Consider the following 26,467-nt stretch of genomic DNA (forward strand, 5'->3'; position numbering starts at 1 on the left):
AAAAATGACGTCGGGTGATTTTATCTGGAACAGAATTTCAAATCATGAGTTTTATCGCCGCGGCAACGGGCGGCCCATCTGTGGGGAACAGAGATGAAATTGATTGCTATATTCAACCGCGACGGCGGTACGTTCAAAACAACTGACATGACTGAATATTGCTCTCTGGTACAGACAACGTTCCGCGGGGCAGGGCATGATATTGAATGCCGCCTTGTCGAAGGCGCCAATATTGTCGAGGAAATGGAAAAGGCAGCGGCAACGCCAGGGCTCGATGGCCTGATTGCCGGTGGCGGCGATGGCACCATCTCGGCTGCTGCCGGTATTGCATGGAAAAATGGCCTTTCACTCGGTGTCGTTCCCGCCGGTACCATGAACCTGTTTGCCCGCTCGCTAAAGCTGCCGCTTGATATAAGGGCGGTCGTTGACGTGCTGGCGGAAGGTAATGTGCGTGACGTGGACATCGCCAGCGTTAACGGACGCCCTTTTGTACACCAGTTTTCTGCTGGTCTGCATGCCCGCATGGTGCGTTATCGCAACAACATGGCCTTTGCCTCAAGGCTCGGCAAGATACAGGCGAGTGCCCGTGCGGCGCTGGGCGTCGTGCTCAATCCACCGGTCTTCGATGTCGAATATATGGTCGATGGCGTGACGCGCCACCGGGAGGTCTGCGCCATTTCTGTCTCTAACAATGAATTTGGCCAACATCCCTTTCTGGTGCCAGATGATGTTGCCGGTGGCCATCTGGGTTTTTATCTGGCCGACGTCATGACGCCACCGGGCGTCGTGCGACTGGCCTTTGATATCTTGCGAGGCAAGCTGAAGGAAAATGCTGCGGTCACCTCAATGACCACGCCGGAACTGGAGCTGCATTTTCCCAAAAGCCGCCGCGATGTGCGCTGCGTTATCGATGGCGAGTTGCTGCCGATGGAACGGGATGTGCTGATCAAGCTGCATCCCGGGGAATTGAAGGTGTTCACGTCCCCGGTTATCCAGCAAGCTGCTGCCTGACGTTCATACTCTCGGCAGGTAAGTCCGGTAATCGAAGTCCGATACCGTCTGCAGATAGGTGATGGCTTCCTTGCGTTTGGTATCGGCAAACAGCTTTTGATAGGCCGCGCCAAACGCATCGGCGATAAACGCCGATGCCGCAAAATCCTCGACGGCTGTCAGAAAATCGTGGGTCAGCTTGCTCTGGGATTGTACTACACCGCCGGGTTCGGTTGCCGGACCGGGATCAAGATCATTTTCGATGCCGCGTAACATTCCCCCTAGAATGGCCGTCAGTAGCAGATGCGGATTGGCGTCTGCACCGGCAACCCGGTGTTCAATGCGCGCTGCCGGACCGTGCGTATCGGGGATACGAACAGAGGTACCACGATGGGCAAATCCCCAATCGATGTCGACAGGTGCAAATGAGCCGGGCTGGAAACGCCGGTAGGAATTGGCAAAAGGTGCAAAGATCAATTGCGCATCGCGCATGGTCTCCAGCATTCCTGCACACACAGACTTCAGTCGGGTTGGTTCACCGCCTTTCGCGTCGAGTATATTGTTGCCTTCTCCATCGAGAATGCTGATGTGGACATGCAGCCCCGATCCAGCCTGATCCGAATAGGGCTTGGCCATACATGTCGACTTCAGGCCATGGTGTTTGGCAGCCTGTTCGGCAATCCGCTTCAGATAAATGCAGTCGTCGGCGGCCGCCAATGCATCTGGCCTGTGCAGCAGGTTTACTTCAAACTGGCCGGGGCCGAATTCTGCTGTTGTTGCATCAGCGGGCAGCCCTTGTATCTTGGCCCAGGCATTCAGCGTTTGCAGATAATCGTCCATGATGTCTGTGGCGCCCATATCGTAGAGCTGCGCACCGGTCGCTTCGCCCTTGTAGGCAAGCCGGGCAGGCGGGCGTGGTTTGCCGGTTGCGCGCCAGTCATCCTCCACAAGATAAAACTCAAGCTCGGTCGCAACAACCGGTGTGAGGCCAAGCTGCGCATAACGTTCCAGCATGCGTGACAGTATGGCGCGCGGGTCCATGAAGCTTGGTCCACCATCCATGTCGTGCATGGTGGCCAACACCTGCGCTGAACCCTCTGGTGCCCAAGGCATCGGCGCCAGGCTGCGCTTGTCTGGCACACACACGCCATCAGGATCACCCAGCGTTAGCGACAGGCCAGTAAATTCGTCATTGTCATCACCCCAGATATCCAGCGACTGCGTGGAGGCGGGAAGCCGGACGGAGCTTTCCCATATTTTTTTCTCGGCTTTGAGCGGAATGCGTTTGCCTCTGAGATCACCATTCATGCCAACAAGCAGCAGCTCTATGCGTGGCTGCATTTCAACAAAATGGCTAGGGAGTACGGTTTCTCTGCGGGTCATTTTGGTATTTCGGCTTTCTCGTCTGATCGTAGAACGTGCAACGATAAGCTTAAACACACCGCCTTGCCAAACGCATTTCATAACGCCATGCTCGCTCCAGCAACATGACTGAGAAAATCGGTGGTAACTGGCATGAATGAAATGAGCAAAACCCTTTCCAACCTCGCAGCTATCGATGCTGCTCACCATCTTCATCCTTTTTCAGACATGGGTAAGCTCAACGAGGCCGGAACTCGGATTATCGAGCGTGCCGAAGGCGTTTATATCTTTGACAGCAACGGCAAAAAATATCTCGATGCATTTGCCGGCCTGTGGTGCGTAAACATCGGTTACGGCCGCAAGGAAATGGCGGAAGCGGTTTCTCGCCAGATGAACGAGTTACCCTACTACAACAGCTTTTTCGGTACCACGACCCCGCCAACCACCTTGCTGGCACAGAAGATCGCGTCCCACACCGGCGGTCACATGAACCATGTGTTCTTTACCAATTCCGGCTCGGAAGCCACCGATACCTGGTTCCGCATGGCACGTGTTTACTGGAAGGCACTGGGCCATCCACAAAAGACCAAGATCATCGCGCGCCGCAATGGTTATCACGGTTCCACCGTAGCCGGTGCCTCGCTTGGCGGCATGAAGTGGATGCACGAGCAGGGCAACCTTCCGATTGAGGGCATCGCCCATATCGGCCAGCCCTACTGGTATGCCGAAGGCGGTGATCTGTCTCCCGCCGAGTTTGGCTTGAAAATGGCCAGAGAACTTGACGCGAAGATCGATGAGCTGGGCGAAGACAATGTCGCAGCTTTCGTTGCTGAACCCATTCAGGGCGCGGGTGGTGTTATCGTGCCGCCTGATACCTACTGGCCGGAAATTGCCCGCATCTGCAAGGCACGCAACATTCTGCTGGTTTCCGACGAGGTTATCTGCGGTTTCGGCAGGCTCGGTTCATGGTTCGGTTTCCAGCATTTCGGTTATCAACCGGACCTCGCGCCGGTCGCCAAGGGACTGTCTTCTGGTTACCTGCCAATTGGCGGTGTGTTGGTGTCGGACCGTGTGGCGGAAGTAATGATCAAAGATGTCGGTGACTTCAATCACGGCTTTACCTATTCCGGTCATCCGACATGCGCGGCTGCTGCGTTGGAAAATATCCGCATTCTGGAAGATGAGGGTCTGGTTGACCGCGTCAGAGACGACATTGGACCTTATTTTACCAAGGCATGGCAGAGCCTGGCCGATCATGAAATCGTCGGTGAGGCGGTCAATGTCGGTTTGATGGGCGGTTTACAGCTTGCTGTCGATAAAACCACGCGCCAGCGTTTTGCCAAACCGGACGATGTCGGCATTGTCGTGCGCAATCACTGCCTTGAAAACGGGTTGGTCATGCGTGCCACCGGCGACCGCATGCTGGCCTCACCAGCATTGACGATCAGCCATTCGGAAGTCGATCGCATTATCGAAACACTGCGCAAGGGGCTGGACCACCTTCGCGATACCGTCAAGGAATAGGACATTCCGTCTGGCACTTAAGAAAAACCCCGCTTCATTGAAGCGGGGTTTTGTATTTCTGGAATTATTGGAAGGCCGTCTCATAGAAACTGCGCAGCTTGCGGGAGTGCAGTTTTTCCGGCGGCATGGCGGCCAGCTTCTGCACCGCACGAATGCCGATTTGAAGATGCTGGGCAACCTGCGTTTTATAAAATGCCGTTGCCATGCCCGGCAGTTTCAACTCGCCATGCAGTGGTTTGTCTGAAACGCACAGCAACGTGCCGTAGGGCACACGGAAACGGAAACCGTTGGCGGCGATGGTCGCAGATTCCATATCCAGTGCGATGGCGCGTGATTGCGAAAGCCGTTTAACCGGGCCAGCCTGATCGCGCAGTTCCCAGTTACGGTTGTCAATCGTGGCGACGGTGCCGGTCCGCATGATACGCTTCAGCTCAAAACCTTCGTAACCCGTGACTTCGGCCACGGCTGCCTCGAGTGCAACCTGCACTTCCGCCAGTGCCGGAATAGGCACCCACACTGGGATATCATCATCCAAAACATGGTCTTCGCGCACATAGGCATGGGCCAGCACATAGTCGCCCAGGCGCTGGCTGTTGCGCAGGCCGGCGCAGTGGCCAACCATCAACCATGCATGCGGACGAAGCACGGCAATATGGTCGGTAATCGTCTTGGCGTTGGATGGTCCAACCCCAATATTGACCAGCGTGATACCGGCATGCCCCTTCTTTTTCAGATGGTAGGCAGGCATCTGTGGCAACCGCGACAAGGTCATGTCGGTTTCCGGGCGATCTGAACCGGCATGGGTGATGATGTTGCCGGGTTCGACGAACTCCGTATAACCTTCACCGCCCTTTGCCATCAGGTCGCGCGCCCAGTTGGCGAACTCATCAATATAGAACTGGTAGTTGGTGAACAGAACGAAGTTCTGGAAATGGTTGGCACTGGTCGCCGTATAGTGGCTCAGACGCGCCAGCGAATAATCGACGCGCTGTGCGGTAAAGGGCGCCAGCGGCGCAGGCTCGCCCGATACCTGATCATATTCACCATTGGCGATCAGGTCGTCTGTATTGTTGAGATCCGGCGTATCGAAAAGATCGCGCAGCGGTACATCGGAAAGAGACGATGTGGCGGAGGCCTCGACATGGGCGCCTTCCCCAAAGGCGAAATGCAGCGGAATGGGCGTTGCCGATTCCGATACGGTAATCGGAACATTGTGGTTGCGCATCAACAGCTCGAGCTGCTCTTTCAGATAATGCCTGAACAGATGCGGACGGGTGATTGTTGTGGTGTAAATGCCGGGCGACGTGACATGGCCGTAGGACAGTCGGGAATCCGCGTGGCCAAAGCTCGTCGTTTCCATGCTGACCTGCGGATAGCAGGCACGGTAACGGCCGGTTATCGGCGCACCCGCGGCAAGTGCGGTAAACGCATCAATCAAAAATTTGGTGTTGCGTTCGTAAAGCGCGGTCAGGGCCTCGACCGCCTCTTTGTGATCTGTAAAGACCTGCGGCGCATAGGGCTCAGGGCTTATGAAAGTAAGGGCTGATATAGAAGGGATTCGTGTGCTCATGAGGCATTATAGATACGCTATTGAGACACGCAAGCGACAGCACACAGCAATGAAGTGCAACGAGACTGTTATTTTTTATCTGTGAGTGCGGCGATTCCCATGGCCTGCAAACCCTGATGTTTTAGCCCAGCGCGCCGCGCTGCAAGCTTATCAACAGAACAAAGCCAGCGCCTTTGTTCATCGCGCTACGTTCATTTTCTTTCATGGCGGCAAGCCCCGCAATAGGGCCAAGAAACATGGTGGCGATGAGAGCCAGACGAACACTGCTGTAAACCGTGCCGGAGAAGGTCTTGGTCATGGTATTTCGTCCTTCTTACAGAATGGTCGTGCAGTTGGTCTGGATGGATTCGTTGCAAGGCGTAATGGTGCCAATTTGCATACGCTGGAAATTACGGTGCGGATTGATGGCAAGTGCCGCAAAAGACATCGCAAAAATGGCCATCAGCAAAGTAATGATCGTTAAACGCCGTATCAGAATTGCCATTGTCCGCTCCCCTTTGCGAATGTGATGCTATGGTTTTGCCACATTCGGTCTGAACCATTGCTGAGAGCCAAATTCATCTCGCGTTCAGAAGCATTAACAGGGCTGGTAAGTGCAGATCTGCGCTTAACCATAGGAGTGCGCGGGCAATTTTCGGGGACTTTAAGTAAGTGAGCCAGAATGGCAGGCGGTGCCATCCTGGCTCCTTCCCGTTATTGAACAGAAAACGTTCTAAAGCCTTGTCCAGGTCTGCGACTTGCACAGAACCTTTAGAACGCATCCTTTCATTTTCAGGGAATTGCCGGAAACACTGCCTGAACCACTATAGGTCTTGTCATTGGCAGGATCGGTGATTTCGCCGGAATACTCATTACCGCTGCCGCTCATGCGGCCAATCTGCTTGCCCGCATGTTTTCCGGTTTTCAGCGTTACGCAGAAAGCAGAGCCGCAAGAAGCGATCGTTGCCGTTTCACCGCTTTGGGTTTTCCAGTTCCCTTCGATATTTTCAGCCGCAAATGCCTGACCTGAAATCAGCAGTGCAGCAAGAAGTGCAATCCGTTTCATAAATCCTCCTCCGGTGTTTGACGGCCAAGCGCGCGCACGAGCCATCAACATCGTGTTCCTCCACACGAGTGGGCAATTTATAGTTTACGTTCACGTAAAAGGAAAGAAGGTTTGCTGCCGCTGACAGTGGTTTTCCACCCAGATAAACGTGGTGGTTTATGCAAATGGAAAAATGGATGCTGTTTTTAAAGTTAGCAAAGGGTTGAAATCGGCGGGTAAAATTTTCGTAAAATTTTCGCGAAATCCCTTAATTCTCAGGCAAAGCCATATTTAACAAAAACTCAAATTTACCAACTGTTTGGACTTTGTTTGTCTCAAATTAATCATGCATTTTAAGCGTCCGTTGAAGCGGCTTTGGCATAGTAAGCCCATCAAACGAGCAGGGAATAACCCGCCAAACCGGAAGGATACGCAAAGCCGCAGAAGACGGCGCGATCCTTTCGGAAGCCCGGATAAGGGGCAGCACAACGACTGAACCAAAACAGGCTTTAACAGGGATAGAAAAACAATGGCACGCTTTGAAATTCGCGATATCGAAACAGCAGCAATGGGCGGTGAAGCCCGCGCCGATGTGTTCTGCAATCTGGGTCTTATCTACGCCACAGGGCGCGGATGTGACGTTGATGTGGTTGCAGCCCACAAGTGGCTGAACATTGCAGCAATCAAAGGATCCGAGCGCGCAGCAAGCCTGCGTGCCGACCTTGCCCGCAACATGAGCAAGGCCGACTTGGCTGCGGCACTGCGTGCTGCACGTGAATGGATGACCATTCACTAATTGATAAGGCCAGAAAGGCCAAAACGAGATACCCAAGGGAGGGTAGAACGAAGATAACTCGCAAGAGGAACGCGGCGGGGAATTTGGGAAGGACTGACAACACGCAAATGCTGAAGGGCAAATCCATTTGCGAAAATGTTGCAGAAAACCGAAGCTTGCGCTGACACATCAAACCGCGACTGGCAGAAACAAGGCCAGCGCGGTTTTTTCTTGTTCGGTGTTGCGGGAAGAGGCTGGCCGTATCAGGCCAGCTTTTTCAGCACTTTCGGCAGTGCTTTTTCAAAGAGATCAAGCGACGATTGAATGCCGGCGCTGACCCGAATGCAGCGGTTAAGCGGTGCAACACCCGGCATGCGAATGAACACGCCGTGTTCCATCAGGCCATCGACGATAGCTTTGGCATAAACGCCGTCGCGACCACAATCAATGGTGACAAAATTGGTGGCGGACGCCAGCGGTGACAGGCCATTGGCCTTGGCAATTGCCGAGATACGCGTGCGGGCTTCGTCGATCTTCTGTACGACCTCATGCAGATAGGCCTGGTCATTCAGCGCGGCCAGTGCTGCGGCGACGGAAACCCGTGCCATGCCGAAGTGGTTACGAATCTTGTCAAATGCCTGCACGTTTCCAAGTGTGCCGATCGCATAACCGACGCGGGCGCCTGCCAGGCCATAGGCCTTTGAAAACGTGCGCATTCTCAAGATATTGGGCAGGCCGATAAGTGCTTTAACGTCAGGCGTTGCACCCTTGGGTGCGGTTTCACAATAGGCTTCATCCAGAATGAGAAGACAATTGTCCGGCAAGGACTTCGCGAAATTCTCGACTTTGTTTGCGTTCCACCAGCTGCCCATCGGGTTATCAGGGTTGGCGAAGTAGACCAGCGGTGCGTTTTCACGCTTCACGGCGTCAAGCAGACCATTCAGATCTTCGCGGTCATTGACATAAGGTGTTGTGACCAGGCGTCCGCCAAAACCATTGACGTGGTAATTGAAGGTTGGGTACCCGCCAAATGACGTGACGACAGGGGTGCCGGGCTCAACGATAAGCCGGGCAATTTCACCCAACATACCATCCACGCCGCTGCCGACCGCAATATTGTCTCGCGATACGCCATGGTGGATGGCCAGTGCTTCCTTCAGTTCAAAATTTTCCGGGTCAGCATACATCCACGTTTCGGTTGCCGCATTGCGCATGGCCTCAAGAACAGACGGCGCCGGGCCGAAGCTGCTTTCATTGGCGCCGATACGGGCTTTGACGGCCAAGTGGCGATTACGCTCTATGGCTTCAGGTCCAACGAAGGGAACGGTTGATGGCAGGCTGGCGGCGAGGGGCGTAAAGCGGGAAAATGCGGACATTACAGACTATTCCGGTATCGATTTGAAATCGACGACACAATAGGTTGAAAACCATCCCGTGCAAGCCACGTTTTTGCTGAAACTGTACGGACGCCAATGACTTTTGCGTCATGCGAAACCGCACAAACTGGCCCTAAATACCAAAAAGCGGGGGCATCAGAAATGACCTGCGCCTTGATCTTTTCAAGGTGTCTGCACTTACAGGCTGGCGTCGAAACTCAGTCTCTGCACGTGGTGCAGGAACTCTGGATCGATCAGCATATTGAAGCCGATAACCGCTTTTTCTTCTTCGCGGCGGATCAACGTGCAGCCAATTTCGTCACGAATTCCGAGCAATTCGAGGAAGAAGTTATTGGGAATTTCCACCTCGGGGCTGACTTCGAGTTCAGCGCCGTAGAGTGAAATCGTCCTGACAAGGCAACGTACGCTGTCCTTGGTGCTCAGGTGGCGGCCGAGTACCACGATCTTGCCGGGGCGGTCGATCGTGAACTTCTCGTACATCTCGTCCTGAGGAACCGACTGCCGTGGATCAATTGTTACGTTCAATGGCATGACAACCTCCCATGATTGCCCATTATTTATATATGAAGGTACGCCTCAAGCATTGCTCCAAGCTTAATCGAGCTTCTAAAATACAAAACAATGTGCATGATTTTGCCACACAACGACGCTCAGAATTGCTTCTGCGCAGTTGTTCTGTGTGGTTGGCTCCACGGGAGTTGACGCAAGGCGTACGCAGCGTTACGCCTTTGTCATGTAAACAAGCATGCGGTTCTCTTGCGACGAATCGTAATGGGGAGTCGTGTTGTGAGTGGCAGATTGGTCATTGTGGGGGCAGGGCAGGCGGCCTTCGCACTTGCTTCTAAACTGAGAGCGCTAAAGGATGATCGTCCCATCACAATCCTCGGCTCAGAAGATGTCCTGCCTTACCAACGTCCACCTTTATCCAAGAAATATCTTCTCGGTGAAATGACTTTTGATCGGCTGCTGTTTCGGCCGGAACAGTGGTACACCGACAATAATGTTGAAATCAGAACTTCGGCGTGGGTTGAAGAAATCGACCGCGTTGCAAAGACTGTTCGTCTGCAGGATGGCAGTACCGTTGTTTACGAAACACTGGTTTTGGCAACCGGTGCCGAACCACGTAGCCTGCCACCTGGCATCGGTGGTGATTTGCAGGGCATTTTTACGGTTCGCGACAAGCGCGACGCGGATCGCCTGATGGAAGAGATGCGTCCCGGCCGCCGCCTGCTCATTGTCGGCGGAGGTTACATCGGACTTGAGGCTGCGGCTGTTGCCCGCCATCTCGGCCTTGACGTGACATTGATTGAAATGGCGGATCGTATCCTTCAACGCGTTGCGGCGCGTGAAACTGCCGATGCCATCAGGGGAATCCACGTGTCGCATGGTGTTTCCATCAGGGAAAAAACCGGCTTGGTTCGTCTGAACGGCGACAACGGTCACGTGAACACTGCGGAACTGTCCGACGGTTCTGTCATTGATGTGGATTTTGTGATTGCCGGTATCGGCGTGACCCCCAATGACCGCTTGGCGCGCGAGGCCGGGCTGGATGTCGCCAATGGCGTGGTTGTGGATGCCTTTACCCGCACATCAGACAGTTCAATTCATGCATTGGGCGATTGCGCAGTCTTGCCTTGGCAGGGCACGCAGATCCGGCTTGAATCCGTACAGAATGCCGTTGAGCAGGCAGAAGCCGCTGCCATCGTCTTGACCGGTGAGGACCGTCCCTATGATCCAAAACCGTGGTTCTGGTCCGATCAGTATGATGTGAAGCTTCAGATCGCCGGATTTAATGCTGGCTATGACGAAACCTTGGTGCGCATCGGCACACGTGAGGGTAGTCTTTCCATTTGGTATTTCCGCCAGGGCCAGTTCATCGCCGTCGATGCTATCAATGATGCCAAAGCCTATGTCACCGGTAAAAAGATGCTCGAAGGCGGTATCAATCCGGACCGTATGATTCTTGCCGATACCTCAGCTGATCTCAAGCAGCTTCTTGTTTAAAGGAAAGTGCATGCCCGTCTCTGAAAATCGTTTCAAAACAGCCATTAAATCCGGAAAACCACAGATCGGTCTGTGGCTGGATATGGGCGAGGCAATCGCTGCCGAGATTGCTGGAACTTCTGGATTTGACTGGCTTGTCATTGATGGTGAGCATGGCCCGAACGACCTGCGCAGCATTATCGAGCAGCTGAGAGCACTTTCCAGTTCGCCGGCAGAGCCCGTTGTGCGTGTTCCCGTCGGCGAAACCTGGATCATCAAACAGATGCTCGACGCGGGCGCCCGTACACTTCTCGTGCCGATGGTCGATTCGGCCGAACAGGCGAGAGAGCTAGTGCGTGCAATTCATTACCCCCCGCACGGCATTCGTGGGGTGGGAGCGGCGGTTGCGCGTGCATCAGCGTTCAACACGATTGATGACTACGCTGAAACGGCGGCTGAAGGTCTGTGTCTGCTGGTGCAGGTTGAAACCCGCGCAGCGATTGCCGATCTCGATAATATCCTCGCTGTTGAAGGTGTCGACGGTGTTTTCATCGGTCCGGCTGACCTTGCGGCTGATCTTGGATATCTTGGTCGGATGGACGCACCGGAAGTGCAAGAGGTGATTGAAAACGCCATCACCAAGATTGTTTCAGCAGGTAAGGCCGCTGGCATCTTGACCTTCAATGAGACCTTCAACCGTCGTTACCTTGAACTCGGCGCGACTTTTGTTGCTGTTGGCGCGGATGTGTTCGAGTTTGCTACTGCGCTTAGGAACCTGTCTGCTCGCTATAAGGTGGGCTCTTCAGCGACCAAAAGCCCGGCCAAGGGATATTGAAGGACGAGGCGGAGTATCACATACTCCGTCACGTGGCCCCGACAGTGGTTTCCGCTTCAGTCATCGTTGCTGGCGTTCAGTTTTTCCGGTGGAATGCCCTGATCGCCAGAATGCAAATAGCCCTCATTTAACAGCCAGTTGCGCAGGATCTGCCGTATAGCGTCATCTCGCTGCATCTGCCTCGATGTCGCAAAGGACATCAATGCTTCCTCGAGTTCTGGTTCGAATACTTTCGTTCTTTCCATTTGCATGATTACTACTCCTCCCCGCTTTCAAAATGCCAACGACAAAAAGGGGCGGTAAACGCCCCTTTGAGATAGTGTCTTGCTGTCTTACGGCAGACGCCAGCGCGATGGAGGCTGGTTCGAGCTGCTGTTGGCGATAAAATAGCCAAGCGCAAATCCGATAACGCCAACCGTCGTCAAAAGCGACGTCGCAGTGCCAGGGTTTTCCTTGACGGCTTCGACGACATTGTAGCCTTGTTCACGTACGTTATGGGCTGCTTTGCGCACCCGGCTGCTAGCATCGTCAACGACTTCAGCAGCGCTTTCCGAAAAACTTCCGGCTCTTGCCGACACTGACTTAGTCAGTGAATCAATCTGCGATCGCAGTTCTGCAATCTGCGTTTCAATCGTGTCTTCCACGACATTGAGTTTGGTTTGTGCCATTACCAATCACCTCATATGGTTACGGGTAAAGAACGGCCTGAACTAACATTTGGTTCCAATGTCGGGTCGTATTTTGGTTTGAAATGAAAGCATTCGACCTGCCGCGCGCCAACGAGCGCAGCGCAGGTCGAATATATCTGGCGCATACAGCCTCGAAACTACGAGGCGTGATTTATTTGACGTGCCGTTCCAACACGGGCAGGCACATATCGAGATCGTGTGACGCCAGATGTGCGTAACGCATTGTCATCTGTAATGTCTGATGACCGAGCCACATTTGCACACGCCTGATGTCAATGCCGCCCTGAACAAGCCTCGACGCGCATGTATGTCGCAAGATGTGCGGAACGACATCGTCATCACTTCCAAGCCCGACCGTGTGGCGAGCCGCGTGCCAGCTTGTCCGGAACCGTTGCTGATCAATGCCAGCAAACGGACCTTTTCCGCGCTTCTCAGATGCAAAAACCGCATCATAGGCACGTGTGGTCAACGGTACCGATCGGCTGCGGCCGGATTTGGTCACCCAGAATGTTGCACGTCTTTCGACGATATCACCCCATTGCAGCCCAAGACCCTCTCCAAGACGTGCGCCGGTATCGACGAGAAAAATACAAAGTCGTTGATAGACCTCTGATTCTTTACCTATTGCCTCAAAAAGGCGCCGCTCTTCTTCATGATCAAGAAAGCGAATACGTCCGGCCTTTTCCTTCTCTCGCCGGAATTCCGGCAAGCTGTGGATATCCCCCATTTTATGCGCCTTGCGCAGCAACTTTCGCAGCGCAGCCATCTTTCTGTTGATGGTGGCATTGCTGTTGCCGCGATTACGCAGCTTGCCAATCAGGCTATCCAGCATATCCTGAGAAAACACAGTAAATAACGGATTTTCTAAAATTTCATGCAATTCGCCAATGAAATTATTGACGTTGTATTTATGGCTTCCCGGCTGCCACAAAATGTCGCCGTAGCGTTCGAGCAAGCCCTTTAATGAAATTTCTCTGACCAGCTTTGCTGCTGTCGTTAAATTATACCGATATGGAAAATCATAGGACCCGTAGTCCCTCAAAATTCCCGTATCGTCGCCCACGCATAATTGCTGCATCTAGTATGCTCCTTTGCCCCCTTTCCGCCAATGATCATGGCCGGTTAAAATTTCATAAAATGCAAACTATCGTTGCATCTTAGAATGTTTCAATTTCTATGCGTCCGCGAGAAAAACGGACCCATAAAGCAGCCGACATAATACCCGTGTCCCCAAGCATATCGGCCTCTGTGAGCGAAGATGAATAATCCGTAATAAAAAATTCACCACGCTTATGAATTGAGCAGCCCTAATGCTCAAAATGAAGAAGCCCGGCATTTCTGCCGGGCTTCACTGACATCAGTCAGATTAGAACGAACGGGTCAGGCGAACCCAACCAGAAACGTTGTCGTCTTCGTTGTCTACGTCAACGTAGTCAACAGTCGCACCGACCTTGAGGCCCTTAGCGAGCTGGTATTCAGCCAGAAGGCCAACGCCCCAAGCGTCTACGTTGTCCTGTGTGCTCCAGTAAGAAGCAGATGGAGTGATCGTCAGCTTGTCTGTAGCCTTGAGAGCGTAAGAAGCAGCAACAGTCCACTCGTAATCGTTGTTAACGTATACGGTTGTGCCGGAAGCCCAACCAACAGCAACGTTCAGTTCGCCTGGGCCAACTGGAGCAACGAGAGTTGCGTACAGAGCGCCTTCTTCAGCTTCGAAGTCGTAAACGCCGCGCAGAGCGATGTTCGATGCGCCGAAGTCAACCTGTGCGTAACCTTCGATACCGAGTTCGTTGCCTGGGTTGTTTGGAACAGCAACGCCGCCAACCAGTGTCGAGCCGTTGTATTCGCCAGACAGGTCGTCTACGCCGAGACCGATGCGGAACGAGCCAGCGTCGTACAGGTAGCTGATGGTGTTGAAGTTGGAAGCGTCAGCAAAGTCGTCGAGTTCGCCGTTGATGCCGGTGTCATCCCACCATGTGAGAGCCTTACCAGCCTTGAGGCCGCCAACAGTGATGTAAGCCTGCTCGAGCGAAACGGCGGAAGAAGGTGTGCCAGCGGAGCTGTAGTTGCCCTGCAGACGGATGTAGGTGCCGATTGTGCCGAGTTCAGAGTCGGTCTTCGTGTCGAAGAATACGCGGCCACGAGTAGCGGAGTACCAGTCGCTCGTGCTGTTTGCACCAACGTCTTCACCGAAACCAACAGTGAAACGAACTTCACCGCCGATGCGCAGGCAGGTTTCAGTGCCTGGGATGTAGAAGTAGCCAGCGCCGAAAGCGTCGCAAACGCGAACGTATTCCAGGGGCTCTGGCTCAGCAGCGACGATAGCGTCAGCGGCCTGTGCGCCAGAAACTGCTGCGAGTGCTGCAGCGGAGCCGATGAGAAGGCTCTTGATGTTCATATTGACCTCCAGTCAAGTTTGACGAAGGGCTTCAAAAAACAGCCGGAATCGCAGCAAAAAGCGGGCTTTTTGCGGAGTTCATTGTTTTCGGAGAATTCGGCGTGGCAAATCCAGATCCTAAATGCGAACGTGGGATCGCATCTCATGATCGTCAATTATTTTGGGAAATCAATATGATGGCGGAGAGGATGGGATTCGAACCCACGATACGCTTTTGACGTATACTCCCTTAGCAGGGGAGCGCCTTCGACCACTCGGCCACCTCTCCGGTGCGGCCTGATTATTGCGTAACTTTTTTGAATGCAAGGCCTTTTATCATTATCAACGAAAAACACTGCGCTTTCTTCACAGGGAGCGGCCTCATGCACGCGCTATATATAGGATGGCGCGTTTATAGGACGGATTTTGAAAAGAATCACCTAACACTCCAGCAACAGAATCTTGGACGATTCTCCAAATTTCGTGGTGGGACAGCTGTTAGGATGGGTGAACCAGCTGCATGCGATAACCTGCCCGAGACGGCTAGTCAGCCGAAAACACCAGGCTTTTAGCCCTAAAATCCCTTGAAATTGTGCTGAAAGAATACGAAACCTCAAAATGTCGTCTCGTTAAGTGACGGATTCAAAAGGTTTTTATTAAGAAGTCGTAAACCTTTTCCACTGCCAGCACCATGTTTTGTGTCCTTTGCGCAACAGCGTGGGATGAAGCAACACAGGAAAGTGCGTTTCCGTGAAGATGATGATTGCATGCGCGGGTTCGTTTTGTATTTTCAACATCAGGAAGCGCGGCGGTGGATCGTCCGTTTCTTAAATCGACGGGAATGGGGCAGGGAATGCTGTCCTTCAGCTAAGAACCCAGACCCTTGTGAAACTTGACTGGAGGTCAATATGAACATCAAGAGCCTTCTCATCGGCTCCGCTGCAGCACTCGCAGCAGTTTCTGGCGCACAGGCCGCTGACGCTATCGTCGCTGCTGAGCCAGAGCCCCTGGAATACGTTCGCGTTTGCGACGCTTTCGGCGCTGGCTACTTCTACATCCCAGGCACTGAAACCTGCCTGCGCATCGGTGGTGAAGTTCGTTTCACCGTTGGTTTCGGTGAAGACGTTGGTGCAGACGAAACTAGCGACTGGTACTCCGCTACTCGTGGTCGCGTATACTTCGACACGAAGTCTGACTCCGAACTCGGCACAATCGGCACCTACATCCGTCTGCAGGGCAACTACAGCTCTGAAGGTGGCGTTCCTTCCTCTGGCGTTTCGCTCGAGCAGGCTTACATCACTGTTGGCGGCCTGAAGGCTGGTAAGGCTCTCACATGGTGGGATGACATCGGTATCAACGGCGAACTCGACGCATTCGATAACGCAACCAACTTCAACACCATCAGCTACCTGTACGATGCTGGCGCGTTCCGCATCGGTCTCGGTGTAGACGACATCTCCAACGTTTGGGTCGGCGCTCCTGGCAATGAAATCGGCTTCCAGGCTTACGCCCAGGTTGACTTCGGCGCTTCGAACCTCGCTCTGCGCGGCGTTTACGATACTGAAGCTGAAGAAGGCGCTCTGTACGCAACTCTCGTAGCTCCAATTGGCCCAGGCGAACTGAACATCGGCGCTGGTTGGTCTTCTGGCGTTAACGCCTACGTTGGTTCTTATCGTGACCTCGGCCTCACTTCTGGCTGGTCTTACGAGTGGACTGTTTCCGCTTCTTACGCTCTCAAGGCAACAGACAAGCTGACGATCACTCCATCGGCTGCTTACTGGGAAACCGAAAACAACGACGACATCTGGGGCGTTGGCTTGCTGGCTGAATACCAGCTCGCAACTGGCCTGAAGGTCGGCGCGACTGTCGACTACAAGGACTCCGACCTGCTCGGCGACAACACTTCTGGTTGGGTTCGTCTGACCCGTTCGTTCTAATCTGACGTTAAGTCGATTAGTGAAAGCCCGGCAGCAATGCCGGGCTTTTATGTTTTGGAAGATATTTCGTTCGTAAAGTTAAGGTTGTCGTTATGCCTATGGCAATGCCGCGCACCTGCGTTCGCTGGCTTCAATAAAAGGACAGCCCCATAATATGGCTGCGCCACAGCGTCTCTCTGATGCTCGATGAATTTCAATGCGAATGCGCTCAGTAGCGCCCGACACTAAAGAAGCTGAATCGTGGCAGCCCAAAAATGGCGCAAGAGCATCAGGCAACGTTTTGATTCGTTGTGAGATAACTGTGCTTAACGACCGTTTCTCAGATCGTAGACAATGTCGGACTTCTGCCCCAGCCGTGTTTTGTAGACCTGATAATTCTCCATCACCCGCTGCACGTAATTGCGGGTTTCAGGGAAGGGGATACGTTCAATCCAGTCAACAACTTCATCGATCGGCTTGCCGCGCGGGTCGCCATAGCGCGTAATCCATTCGGGAACACGTTTTGGCCCAGCGTTATATGCAATGAAGGTCAGGATGTAGGATCCGCCAAACGCATCGATTTGTTCGCCGAGGTAATGAGCGCCGAGCGTCGCATTATATCCAGCATCACTTGTCAGCTTGGCTGGCGTGAAGGTCAGGCCATGGCGGTTTGCAACGCCTTTGGCTGTTCCTGGCAGAAGCTGCAGCAGGCCACGGGCGTCGGCGGGCGATATGGCGCTTGGATTAAACGCGCTTTCCTGTCTGGCAATTGCATATGCCAAAGCCTTGCCGGAGCCGGCAATATTGGCGCTGTCAGGAATGACACCAAGCGGATAGGCCAGCGCTGCCGCGTTGATACCGCGTGAAAAGGCGGTTTTGCCAATCTGCAGCGATACCTGATGGTTACCGTTACGCTCGGCACGTGCCGCCAGAATTGCAAGTTCGCCGGCACTGTCCAATTGTTGAGAAAGCGCCCTGTAGAGGCTGTCAGCTCTCCAGCTGTATCCGGCGGCCTCGAGACGGTCTATTGCCCGCACCGCTTCGCGAGAGGCAAAAACCTGTCTGTCTGTGTTGCTAGGGGTCGGGTAGGTGACATTGAGCGTCTTCACGCCGATTCGTGCCGCCGCCAATTGACCATAAAACGTGCCGGGATGGTTCGCCGCCTTGGCAAAATAGTCACGTGCATTTCCTGGCGCGCCAGCTTCTGCGGCACGGCCAAGCCAGTAATAGGCGCGGGATGCGGAGAGAGGGCGATTGGACGTATCAAGCAGTTTCTGGAAATGTTTTTCGGCGGTCTTAGGATCATTCAGCGCACGCAGCGCGTACCAACCGGCATGAAACTCTGCGTCCGCAACATCGGTTGGAGATGTGGCGGCGTGGTTTGAAACGATACGATAGGCCTGCCTGAAATCCCCAAGATCAGTCAGGCCGCGAGCGATGATACGTTGCTCGTTCCACCATTCGCCAGGATTGACGAGCTTTGCCTTGTCCAGCGGCATTTGCTCGAGCAGCTTGGCAGCTTCAGGATATTTCTGCTGGCTGCGCAAATATTCGACACGGGCAAACAGATAGGCCGGATCGCTCGTCCATGACTTGTCGACGGCGCTGAGCAGTGACGACGCATTGCTGGAGCGCTGCAAAACGGCACCCCAAGCCTTGTAAAGCGACTGCGCCTTGCCGAGATCTCCGAATCGCTTAGCCTGACTAATCCGGCTGCGATACATCAGATAATCCATGCGGGCCTTGTGATCAGCGCTGGTCAGCAGAGATGAAAACTCGCTTAAGACCTGATCCTCAAGATCCTTGTCCATACCCTCGCGCAGCCAGATACGGCGAATATTGGCCGCGGCTTCACTTGCCTTGCCGGTCGCCATCAAGGCGCGCGAAAGAACAATGGCGCCTTCGGCTGTCTCCGGCTGGCTTGTGCCGAATGATGCCAGAACCTGAGCTGCCGGTGGATTTTCGCGCAGCAGCGCCCGTTCCGAGTTGGATCGGAATGCTGCAACGCCTGGCCAGCCCTTAAGCTCGCGTTGTGCCGTGGCAATTTCAGAGGAAGGTACTTCTTTCATACCGGAAACGGCAATCGCCCAAGTCAGAATGTGCCGGTCCAGACTGTCTGCTGCCAAACCGTTGCGAATCGCGATGGCGCGAGCCGCATTACGAGACGATAGGGCATCCAGTCCGCTTTTCAGGTCGGTCACATCACCGGGTCGGCTGGTGCGGGGAATAGCACCGGTAATAATTTCAGGATTGGGGGCTGCAAACGGGGCAGGGGCATTGGGACGAACGTAAGGCAGTGGCGCCGATGTCGGCAGGGTAGCGGCTTCCGGCACGGGTGATGCAAAGGCATGCCACACACCTGCGCTCAAACTCGCCGCCAGAAAGGTTATCGCCGTCTTCTTCATCCCGTCACTCGCAACTTTGGAAATTCACCTTCCATTAACCGCCTGCTGCATTAACGAAACCTTACTCCACTGCTTCAAATTCGATCAAATATCTTTGAGCGAACCGTGCAGGCGTAATCAGACCAGTTTGAGAAATAAAACTGTCACATGATTTTGTTTTTAGCAGAAAATAGCGCCCTTGCATGCTTGTCGGCTGATAAGACCGGAACTAATGTGTGGCGGTTTTAACCATGGAAATGCGGCTGAAGCGTGGATAGCCAGTCGCAAGGAGCTTTGTATGTTCAAGGGATCCATTCCCGCCCTCATTACTCCGTTTACCGCCTCAGGCGCGGTAGATGAAACGGCTTTCGCCGCTCACGTCGAGTGGCAGATTGCGGAAGGCAGCAGCGGCCTTGTGCCGGTTGGCACGACGGGAGAGTCGCCAACCCTTTCCCATGACGAGCACAAACGTGTCGTCGAGCTGTGTGTGGAGGTCGCGGATAAACGGGTTCCAGTGATCGCAGGTGCCGGTTCTAACAACACCAGCGAAGCCATCGAGCTTGCAAAGCACGCGCAGGACGTTGGTGCTGACGCATTGCTTGTGGTGACACCTTATTATAACAAACCAACGCAGAAGGGGCTCGTCGCTCACTTCTCGGCTATTGCTGAAGCTGTGAGCCTGCCTATCGTCATTTACAACATTCCGCCGCGATCAGTCATCGACATGAGCCCGGAGACGATGGGTGCGCTTGCCAAGGCACACGAAAACATTGTCGGCGTTAAAGACGCTACCGGCAAGATTGAACGCGTGTCAGAGCAGCGCATTTGCTGCGGCAAGGACTTTGTTCAGCTGTCCGGTGAAGATGCCACGGCGCTTGGCTTTAATGCTCATGGTGGTGTTGGCTGCATTTCCGTTACCGCAAACGTCGCTCCCCGCTTGAGTGCAGAGTTCCAGGCCGCCATGCTGGCTGGAAACTATGCTCTCGCACTGGATTATCAGGATCGTCTGATGCCGCTGCACAAGGCAATCTTCATGGAGCCAGGTGTGTGTGGTGCAAAATATGCACTTTCGAGAATTCGTGGCATCAACCGCACCGTTCGCTCTCCGCTAATGAGTTCGCTGGAGCCAGCAACCGAAAGTGCTATTGACGCCGCGCTGAAACACGCAGGACTCATCAATTGATATCAACTGGTGGAGGCGCGTTGTGTTGCGCGGCTTCACATTCCGACATGCCTGCACTAAATAAGGCGTATAAAACCGTTTGCGCATACAACGCGACGACATAACAAAAAAACGACAAAAGGCGGATCGGATTCCATGGCTCCCAAAGGCAGTCAGCGCACGGTAAAGAAGATTGTCGCGGAAAACCGCAAGGCACGCTTCAATTACGAGATTATTGATACCTACGAAGTCGGCTTGGTACTCACCGGCACCGAGGTCAAATCGCTGCGTGAAGGCAAGGCAAACATCGCTGAATCCTATGCGTCGGATGAAGGCGATGAAATTTGGCTGATCAACTCGCATTTGCCGGAATATCTGCAGGCCAATCGTTTCAATCATGAGCCGCGCCGCCGTCGCAAGCTGCTGCTGACCAAGCGTGAAATCAATCGCCTGCGCTCTGCCATCAACCGTGATGGCATGACACTTATTCCGCTCAAGATTTATTTTAATGATCGCGGCCGCGCCAAGATGGAGCTTGCGCTAGGGAAGGGCAAGAAGTTGCACGACAAGCGCGAGACGGAGAAGGAGCGCGATTGGAATCGCCAGAAGTCCCGACTACTCAAGGGTGATTCCCGCTAAGGCTTCCATCCTTAAGGATGCCATCAAAGTAGGCTTAAGATAACAAGAAGGGCTCCAAAACCGACGTTTTGGAGCCCTTCTTGTTTTGTTGTACCTTAAGCTGCGCGGTAAACTGGTTGTTCGAAGCTCATCTGGGTAGAGACCTTGAAGCGGGAAACAAGATCCGCGAGGCTGCTGCTGATATCGCTGAGGCCGTGTGTCGCTGCATTGGTTTCTTCAACCATCGCAGCATTCTGCTGCGTCAATTGGTCCATGCTTGCAACGGCGGTGTGAATTTCCTGAATGCCGGCGGCCTGTTCCTGCGCAGCCGTCGAAATCGCACCGATATGCTCTTGAATGCTGTCGACTTTTTCACCGATGGAATGCAGGGCTTCGCCGGTCTTGTTGACGAGAGAAACACCGTGCAACACATCCGCGAAAGACTTGTCGATCAGGGTCTTGATTTCCCTGGCAGCAGAGGCGGAGCGTTGTGCCAGTTCACGGACTTCCTGGGCAACCACGGCAAATCCCTTGCCGGCTTCGCCAGCGCGCGCCGCTTCAACACCGGCATTGAGTGCCAGAAGGTTTGTCTGGAAAGAAATTTCGTCGATCACGCTGATGATCTGGGTGATCTTCTGCGAAGAATCTTCAATTGCCCCCATTGCCTGAACGGTCTCGGCGACAATATCTCGTGATTTATTGGCCTGTTGGGCCGAACTGCGCACAATATCTTCGGCCTCACGCGTACGCTGGGCGGACTGGCGGGAAATTGTAGTGATTTGCTCAATCGCGGTCGAGGTTTCTTCAAGCGCCGCAGCCTGTTGTTCTGTTCTGCGCGCCATATCGTCCGTCGACGTTGTCAATTCGCGCGTATTGGCAGAAATCTTGTGTGTCTCGACGACGATATTGGAAAATGCTTTGGAAAGATTGCTGACAGCCTGGTTGTAGTTATCGCGCAGCGATTCAAACTGCGGCGCAAGGGTTGCATCAATCTTGGTGGCGAGATCACCACTGGCCAATTTATTCAGGGCCTGGTTGAGAACTGCCAGAGCATTTTCCTGTTCGGCCTTCATCTGCTGCTGCTGAATTTCCGCTTTTTCACGTTCTTCAGCCAGCGCATCAAGATACACAGTGATGGAGTAATCCATGTCGAGCAGGGCGGCTTTGAGCACAACGGAAATGTCGCGCGTCAGTGCCCTGGCCTTGCTGTCGTAGAGAAAGCCTTTCAGCTGGTTTTCAATCAGCGCCTTGACAATGCCTTCGACGACAAGCGCGTAGGCGCCGATATACCAGCGTGGTTCAAGTCCGAGCTTGGCGTGGGTGTGGCCAATAGCACTGACGGCCTTGACGTAATCTTCGTCGAAACGACCGCTGGCAATACGCGACCAGTGCTTGACCTGCATGCTCTTGGCGTGTGCAATATGCGCATCATTGGCAAAGAACTTTGCGGTATGGGGAACCGTCTTTGCCTTGTTGTAGAATGTATCCAGAGAGCTGCTCAGCGAATCTGTGATAACAGGCATGATGTTGTGAAGATCACGCTTTTGGTTTGCGGCGATTCCCAAAAAGGAAAGTCGTTCTTCCAGTGCCTGATAACTGTTCTGCTTGCCACTCATGAATTTAACTCGTTCATTTGCCCGAGGAGAAGAGTCTCCTGGTCCCGTGGCGTGACAAGGCCACAATTAGGTTTAATCAATTCCTAACAAAGGTTTTGATGAAATAGGCAGTGTGGAGGAGAGAGTACCAATTAACCTCGGTTGCATCGCATATTTCTCATGCATCCAAGCGCAGTCGCTATGCTGCCCAAGTGTCTGGCAAGAATATGTATGGTTAAATTAAGTTAAAAAAAATTTTTGCAGAAATTTGACTTTGAGCAAGTTCAACGTGTGCTTAGTTTTATTGCGTTATTGTTTTGAGTGCAGAAAATAATGTGAAATAAACGGGAAATATAAAATCCGTAATCGCAAAATGCAGGGAATGTAAAAAATGAACCCGCACTGTCAAAGCATTAAGCTGTTCGACAGTGCGGACTTGTGGATGTGAAGTATAAATTCCGAAACAAGACTTTATTCCTGAATTGCGCCTTCGGTAACACGCTGTGGTTTTTCCGACGGGTCACGGCCAATCTCAGCTTTCAAGGATACGAGATCGATGAAGTGATCTGCTTGGCGACGCAGGTCGTCAGCAATCATTGGCGGCTGTGTTGCCATGGTGGAAACGACGGAAACCTTGCGGCCTTTACGCTGCAAGGCATCTACGAGCGTGGTGAAATCACCATCACCAGAAAATATAACAAGATGGTCGACAGTGCTGGATTGCTCCATGGCATCGACGGCCAGTTCAATGTCCATATTGCCTTTGATTTTACGGCGGCCCATGGAATCAGTGAATTCCTTGGCAGGTTTGGTCACAACTTTGTAGCCGTTGTAATCAAGCCAGTCGATCAATGGTCGGATGGATGAATATTCCTGATCTTCAATAAGGGCCGTGTAATAATACGCACGCAGAAGGTAGCCTCGTTTCTGGAAAGCTTTTAGCAGCTTGCGGTAGTCAATATCAAAGCCGAGATTTTTAGAAGCTGCGTAGAGATTTGCGCCGTCGATGAAGAGAGCAATTTTCTCTCGGGGATCGAACATGTATGGTTGGTCCTTCCTCATAAATGCGGGCCAGAAATGCTGACCAGGATTTCAAAACCGGTAGTAGCAAATCACTTTAGTTACTCATCATACATTATGAGCACGTCATATAAAGTTCATTATTCGAGGTTTAGCTTTATTCCAAGTCAATTATGGCTGATAATTCACCTAAAAGCGCAAACAATGCGCAAATCCTACTAAAGTTACGCCCATTCACGAAAAACTTGAATTTTGTGCCCAATCACTGTATCGGGCAAGCATACAAGCGATATAACGACCGCAAAGGACAGGCAATGGCCCGTGTCACAGTAGAAGACTGCATTGATAAGGTAGACAACCGTTTTGAGCTGGTGCTTCTCGCAAGCCACCGCGCACGGCAGATCTCTCAGGGCTCGCAGATCACGATTGATCGCGACAACGACAAGAACCCAGTCGTGGCTCTGCGCGAAATTGCTGACGAAACCCTGTCTCCTGACGACCTGAAGGAAGACCTGATCCACTCGCTGCAGAAGCATGTTGAAGTGGATGAGCCAGAGCCCGATCCAGCTGCTGTTGCGGCAAATGCTGCATCTTCCGACAGCGAAGAGGATGACCAGCCAGAAGCGATCACATTCGACCAGATGTCGGAAGAGGATCTGCTGGCCGGTATCGAAGGCCTCGTTCCGCCGGAAAAAAGCGACGATTATTGATTCTCTTATGTCGGCTAGGGCAGGCGGTTACCGTCTGTAAATCTTTGCTGTCATAATTTGATCCCATATGATGCAGAATTGTGCGCCAATCGAATAGATTGGCGCGCTTTCTTTTTAATGGCGGTTGGTTTCCAATGATGAGGCAATACGAACTCGTTGAGCGGGTTCAAAAATACAAGCCGGATGCAAACGAGGCGCTGCTGAACAAAGCCTATGTTTATGCGATGCAAAAACATGGCCAGCAGAAACGCGCCAATGGCGACCCCTACATTTCGCATCCGCTTGAAGTTGCCGCCATTCTCACAGAAATGCACCTCGATGAATCGACCATCGCTGTTGCTCTCCTGCATGACACAATTGAAGACACCTCTGCCACACGTCAGGAAATCGACGAGCTGTTCGGCGAGGATATCGGCCGCCTTGTTGAAGGTCTAACAAAGCTCAAGAAGCTAGATCTGGTCAGCAAGAAGGCCAAGCAGGCGGAAAACCTGCGTAAGCTGCTGCTGGCCATCTCTGACGACGTGCGGGTGCTGCTGGTCAAGCTGGCCGACCGTCTGCACAACATGCGCACCATGGAATACATGCCTGCGGACAAACGCAGCCGTATTTCCGAGGAAACCATGGAAATCTATGCGCCGCTTGCCGGCCGCATGGGTATGCAGGACATGCGTGACGAGCTGGAGGATCTGTCCTTCCGTTATCTCAATCCTGAGGCCTACGAGACCGTGACAAAGCGGCTCAGTGAGCTTGAGGAGCGCAATCAGGGTCTCGTCAAGAAGATTGAGGACGAACTGCGTGATCTGCTGGTAGCGAACGGAATAATCGGTGCCATGGTCAAGGGGCGGCAGAAAAAGCCCTATTCGGTTTTCCGCAAGATGCAGTCGAAGTCACTGTCGTTCGAGCAGCTTTCTGACGTTTACGGCTTCCGTCTTCTGGTTGGTGATATCCCGTCCTGTTACCGTGCCTTGGGCATTGTGCATACGCGCTGGCGCGTGGTGCCTGGTCGCTTCAAAGATTATATCTCGACGCCGAAGCAGAACGACTACCGCTCTATCCACACCACCATTGTTGGTCCCTCGCGTCAGCGTATCGAGCTGCAGATCAGAACCAAGCGCATGCACGAGATTGCCGAGTTCGGCATTGCTGCGCATTCACTGTACAAGGATGGCGAAAACGGCGAGGGGGATTTGCTCTCTCCGGAATCCAACGCCTATTCCTGGCTGCGTCACACAATTGAGGCGCTTGCCGAAGGCGACAATCCGGAAGAGTTTCTGGAGCACACCAAGCTCGAACTTTTCCAGGATCAGGTGTTCTGCTTCACGCCAAAGGGCAAGCTGATTGCGCTGCCGCGTGGTGCAACGCCCATCGACTTCGCTTATGCCGTTCACACCAATATCGGTGACACGACCGTGGGTGCTAAGATCAACGGCCGTATCATGCCGTTGGTAACGCGCCTTAATAACGGTGATGAAGTCGAGATCATTCGCTCCGGCGTGCAGGTGCCGCCTGCCGCCTGGGAAGAGATCGTGGTGACCGGAAAGGCGCGTGCCGCCATTCGCCGTGCAACCCGTATGGCCATCCGCAAACAATATGCAGGCCTCGGTTATCGTATTCTGGAACGCACCTTTGAGCGCGCAGGCAAGGCCTTCTCTCGTGATGCGCTGAAACCAGCCCTGCATCGTTTGGCGCAGAAGGACGTTGAAGACGCGATCGCGCTTGTCGGTCGTGGCGAAATGTCGTCGCTCGACGTGTTGCGTGCGGTTTATCCTGACTATCAGGACGAGCGCGTCACCGTGAAGCTGAATGGCGATGACGGCTGGTTTAACATGCGCAGCGCATCCGGCATGGTCTTCAAAATCCCCGGCAAGTCGCGTTCTGTATTGGAAGACGATGGTGCGGCAGAGATTGCAGAAGGACCTGATCCTTTGCCGATCCGTGGCCTGTCCGGAAATGTTGACGTACATTTCGGGTCAGCTGGTGCCGTACCGGGCGATCGTATCGTCGGCATCATGGAAAAGGGCAAGGGTATTACCATCTATCCCATCCAATCACCGGCATTGCAGCGCTTCGATGATGAGCCGGAACGCTGGATTGATGTGCGTTGGGATCTGGACGAGGCCAACAAGTCGCGCTTCATGGCGCGTCTGATGATCAATGCCTTGAATGAGCCTGGAACCCTTGCCTCTGTTGCGCAATCCATCGCCACGCTCGACGTCAACATTCGCAGCCTGAACATGATCCGCATCGGTACGGACTTCTCCGAGCTGTCGCTGGATGTCGAAGTCTGGGATTTGCGTCAGTTGAATCAGCTTCAGTCGCAGTTGAAAGACCTCGATTGCGTCTCAACCGTGACACGTGCCTTCGATTGAGGCAGAAATTGCACTTAAAATAGACATTAAGGCCGCTGTTATGCGTTGAGTGCATACCAGCGGCCTTTTCATGTCTGTAGTCAAGTTGCTCGTGCAGGACTATCTTCCAGATCAGAAAACAGGAACAAAGTTTCCGACGCCTTGGTGAAAACTCAATTCAGGGCCGGTTT

At 53.3% G+C, this 26,467-nt stretch carries 24 protein-coding genes and 1 tRNA gene; 10 read left to right on the plus strand and 15 right to left on the minus strand.

The window, feature by feature from the left end:
- Positions 1–93: 93 nt before the first annotated feature.
- Positions 94–1,011 carry a diacylglycerol kinase family protein gene (locus tag IB237_RS04375; protein WP_192487357.1) on the plus strand — a complete coding sequence of 306 codons (918 nt, stop codon included), beginning with the start codon at positions 94–96 and terminating at the stop codon, positions 1,009–1,011.
- Between the two features lie 3 nt (positions 1,012–1,014).
- Here the strand turns inward: IB237_RS04375 and IB237_RS04380 are convergent, their stop codons facing one another.
- Positions 1,015–2,373, minus strand: coding sequence for a glutamine synthetase family protein (locus IB237_RS04380; RefSeq protein ID WP_192487358.1), 1,359 nt, complete (start codon positions 2,371–2,373; stop codon positions 1,015–1,017).
- A gap of 132 nt (positions 2,374–2,505) precedes the next feature.
- Between IB237_RS04380 and IB237_RS04385 the strand changes: the two genes are divergently transcribed.
- Complete coding sequence (locus IB237_RS04385; RefSeq protein WP_192487359.1) at positions 2,506–3,876, plus strand: aspartate aminotransferase family protein; 1,371 nt, start codon at positions 2,506–2,508, stop codon at positions 3,874–3,876.
- A gap of 64 nt (positions 3,877–3,940) precedes the next feature.
- On the opposite strand, the gene amn is transcribed toward IB237_RS04385, so the two are convergent.
- From amn to IB237_RS04405, 4 genes are all read right to left on the minus strand, one after another.
- Positions 3,941–5,446, minus strand: coding sequence for an AMP nucleosidase (gene amn / locus IB237_RS04390; protein ID WP_192487360.1), 1,506 nt, complete (start codon positions 5,444–5,446; stop codon positions 3,941–3,943).
- Between the two features lie 121 nt (positions 5,447–5,567).
- Entirely contained in the window at positions 5,568–5,744 is a 177-nt protein-coding gene (locus IB237_RS04395; protein ID WP_192487361.1) for a hypothetical protein, read from the minus strand.
- 15 nt (positions 5,745–5,759) lie between these two features.
- Positions 5,760–5,930 carry a hypothetical protein gene (locus IB237_RS04400; protein WP_192487362.1) on the minus strand — a complete coding sequence of 57 codons (171 nt, stop codon included), beginning with the start codon at positions 5,928–5,930 and terminating at the stop codon, positions 5,760–5,762.
- 228 nt (positions 5,931–6,158) lie between these two features.
- A complete protein-coding gene (locus tag IB237_RS04405; RefSeq protein ID WP_192487363.1) occupies positions 6,159–6,491 on the minus strand; it encodes a DUF2147 domain-containing protein in 333 nt (110 codons plus the stop codon).
- Between the two features lie 508 nt (positions 6,492–6,999).
- Between IB237_RS04405 and IB237_RS04410 the strand changes: the two genes are divergently transcribed.
- Positions 7,000–7,266, plus strand: a complete 267-nt coding sequence (locus IB237_RS04410; RefSeq protein ID WP_192487364.1) for a sel1 repeat family protein — start codon at positions 7,000–7,002, stop codon at positions 7,264–7,266.
- A gap of 242 nt (positions 7,267–7,508) precedes the next feature.
- Here the strand turns inward: IB237_RS04410 and IB237_RS04415 are convergent, their stop codons facing one another.
- Both IB237_RS04415 and IB237_RS04420 read right to left on the minus strand, forming a co-directional pair.
- Positions 7,509–8,621 carry a pyridoxal phosphate-dependent aminotransferase gene (locus IB237_RS04415; RefSeq protein WP_192487365.1) on the minus strand — a complete coding sequence of 371 codons (1,113 nt, stop codon included), beginning with the start codon at positions 8,619–8,621 and terminating at the stop codon, positions 7,509–7,511.
- 198 nt (positions 8,622–8,819) lie between these two features.
- Complete coding sequence (locus tag IB237_RS04420) at positions 8,820–9,173, minus strand: hypothetical protein (protein ID WP_246787643.1); 354 nt, start codon at positions 9,171–9,173, stop codon at positions 8,820–8,822.
- A 255-nt stretch (positions 9,174–9,428) separates the two neighbouring features.
- Between IB237_RS04420 and IB237_RS04425 the strand changes: the two genes are divergently transcribed.
- Together IB237_RS04425 and IB237_RS04430 are read left to right on the plus strand one after the other, a co-directional pair.
- Positions 9,429–10,646 (plus strand): FAD-dependent oxidoreductase, encoded by a 1,218-nt coding sequence (locus IB237_RS04425; protein ID WP_192487366.1) that lies wholly within the window; start codon positions 9,429–9,431, stop codon positions 10,644–10,646.
- Positions 10,647–10,656: 10 nt separating this feature from the next.
- Entirely contained in the window at positions 10,657–11,460 is an 804-nt protein-coding gene (locus IB237_RS04430) for an aldolase/citrate lyase family protein (protein WP_192487367.1), read from the plus strand.
- Positions 11,461–11,516: 56 nt separating this feature from the next.
- Here the strand turns inward: IB237_RS04430 and IB237_RS04435 are convergent, their stop codons facing one another.
- The 5 genes from IB237_RS04435 to IB237_RS04455 form a co-directional block, all read right to left on the minus strand.
- On the minus strand, positions 11,517–11,711 hold the full coding sequence (locus IB237_RS04435; RefSeq protein WP_371815231.1) for a hypothetical protein: 195 nt from the start codon (positions 11,709–11,711) through the stop codon (positions 11,517–11,519).
- An 81-nt stretch (positions 11,712–11,792) separates the two neighbouring features.
- A complete protein-coding gene (locus IB237_RS04440; RefSeq protein WP_192487368.1) occupies positions 11,793–12,128 on the minus strand; it encodes a hypothetical protein in 336 nt (111 codons plus the stop codon).
- 172 nt (positions 12,129–12,300) lie between these two features.
- Positions 12,301–13,227 carry a site-specific integrase gene (locus IB237_RS04445; RefSeq protein ID WP_192487369.1) on the minus strand — a complete coding sequence of 309 codons (927 nt, stop codon included), beginning with the start codon at positions 13,225–13,227 and terminating at the stop codon, positions 12,301–12,303.
- Between the two features lie 288 nt (positions 13,228–13,515).
- Positions 13,516–14,544: a porin gene (locus IB237_RS04450; protein ID WP_192487370.1), complete on the minus strand. Its 1,029-nt coding sequence runs from the start codon at positions 14,542–14,544 to the stop codon at positions 13,516–13,518.
- Between the two features lie 177 nt (positions 14,545–14,721).
- A tRNA-Ser gene (locus tag IB237_RS04455) sits at positions 14,722–14,812 on the minus strand.
- A gap of 619 nt (positions 14,813–15,431) precedes the next feature.
- On the opposite strand from IB237_RS04455, the gene IB237_RS04460 reads away from it, so the two are divergent.
- On the plus strand, positions 15,432–16,460 hold the full coding sequence (locus IB237_RS04460) for a porin (RefSeq protein ID WP_192487371.1): 1,029 nt from the start codon (positions 15,432–15,434) through the stop codon (positions 16,458–16,460).
- Positions 16,461–16,765: 305 nt separating this feature from the next.
- Here IB237_RS04460 and IB237_RS04465 read toward each other — a convergent pair whose 3' ends face one another.
- Positions 16,766–18,844, minus strand: coding sequence for a lytic transglycosylase domain-containing protein (locus IB237_RS04465; RefSeq protein ID WP_192487372.1), 2,079 nt, complete (start codon positions 18,842–18,844; stop codon positions 16,766–16,768).
- A 277-nt stretch (positions 18,845–19,121) separates the two neighbouring features.
- Between IB237_RS04465 and dapA the strand changes: the two genes are divergently transcribed.
- Both dapA and smpB read left to right on the plus strand, forming a co-directional pair.
- Positions 19,122–20,006, plus strand: coding sequence for a 4-hydroxy-tetrahydrodipicolinate synthase (gene dapA / locus IB237_RS04470; RefSeq protein WP_192487373.1), 885 nt, complete (start codon positions 19,122–19,124; stop codon positions 20,004–20,006).
- A 135-nt stretch (positions 20,007–20,141) separates the two neighbouring features.
- Complete coding sequence (smpB, locus tag IB237_RS04475) at positions 20,142–20,624, plus strand: SsrA-binding protein SmpB (protein WP_192487374.1); 483 nt, start codon at positions 20,142–20,144, stop codon at positions 20,622–20,624.
- Between the two features lie 95 nt (positions 20,625–20,719).
- On the opposite strand, the gene IB237_RS04480 is transcribed toward smpB, so the two are convergent.
- Together IB237_RS04480 and IB237_RS04485 are read right to left on the minus strand one after the other, a co-directional pair.
- Positions 20,720–22,219, minus strand: coding sequence for a methyl-accepting chemotaxis protein (locus IB237_RS04480; RefSeq protein ID WP_192487375.1), 1,500 nt, complete (start codon positions 22,217–22,219; stop codon positions 20,720–20,722).
- 450 nt (positions 22,220–22,669) lie between these two features.
- Positions 22,670–23,239: an NYN domain-containing protein gene (locus IB237_RS04485; protein ID WP_192487376.1), complete on the minus strand. Its 570-nt coding sequence runs from the start codon at positions 23,237–23,239 to the stop codon at positions 22,670–22,672.
- A 293-nt stretch (positions 23,240–23,532) separates the two neighbouring features.
- On the opposite strand from IB237_RS04485, the gene rpoZ reads away from it, so the two are divergent.
- Positions 23,533–23,928, plus strand: coding sequence for a DNA-directed RNA polymerase subunit omega (gene rpoZ, locus IB237_RS04490; protein ID WP_192487377.1), 396 nt, complete (start codon positions 23,533–23,535; stop codon positions 23,926–23,928).
- A 134-nt stretch (positions 23,929–24,062) separates the two neighbouring features.
- Complete coding sequence (locus IB237_RS04495; RefSeq protein ID WP_192487378.1) at positions 24,063–26,297, plus strand: bifunctional (p)ppGpp synthetase/guanosine-3',5'-bis(diphosphate) 3'-pyrophosphohydrolase; 2,235 nt, start codon at positions 24,063–24,065, stop codon at positions 26,295–26,297.
- The last annotated feature ends 170 nt before the right edge of the window (positions 26,298–26,467 follow it).

The sequence above is a fragment of the Agrobacterium sp. AGB01 genome (assembly GCF_014851585.1).
Lineage (GTDB): Bacteria > Pseudomonadota > Alphaproteobacteria > Rhizobiales > Rhizobiaceae > Agrobacterium.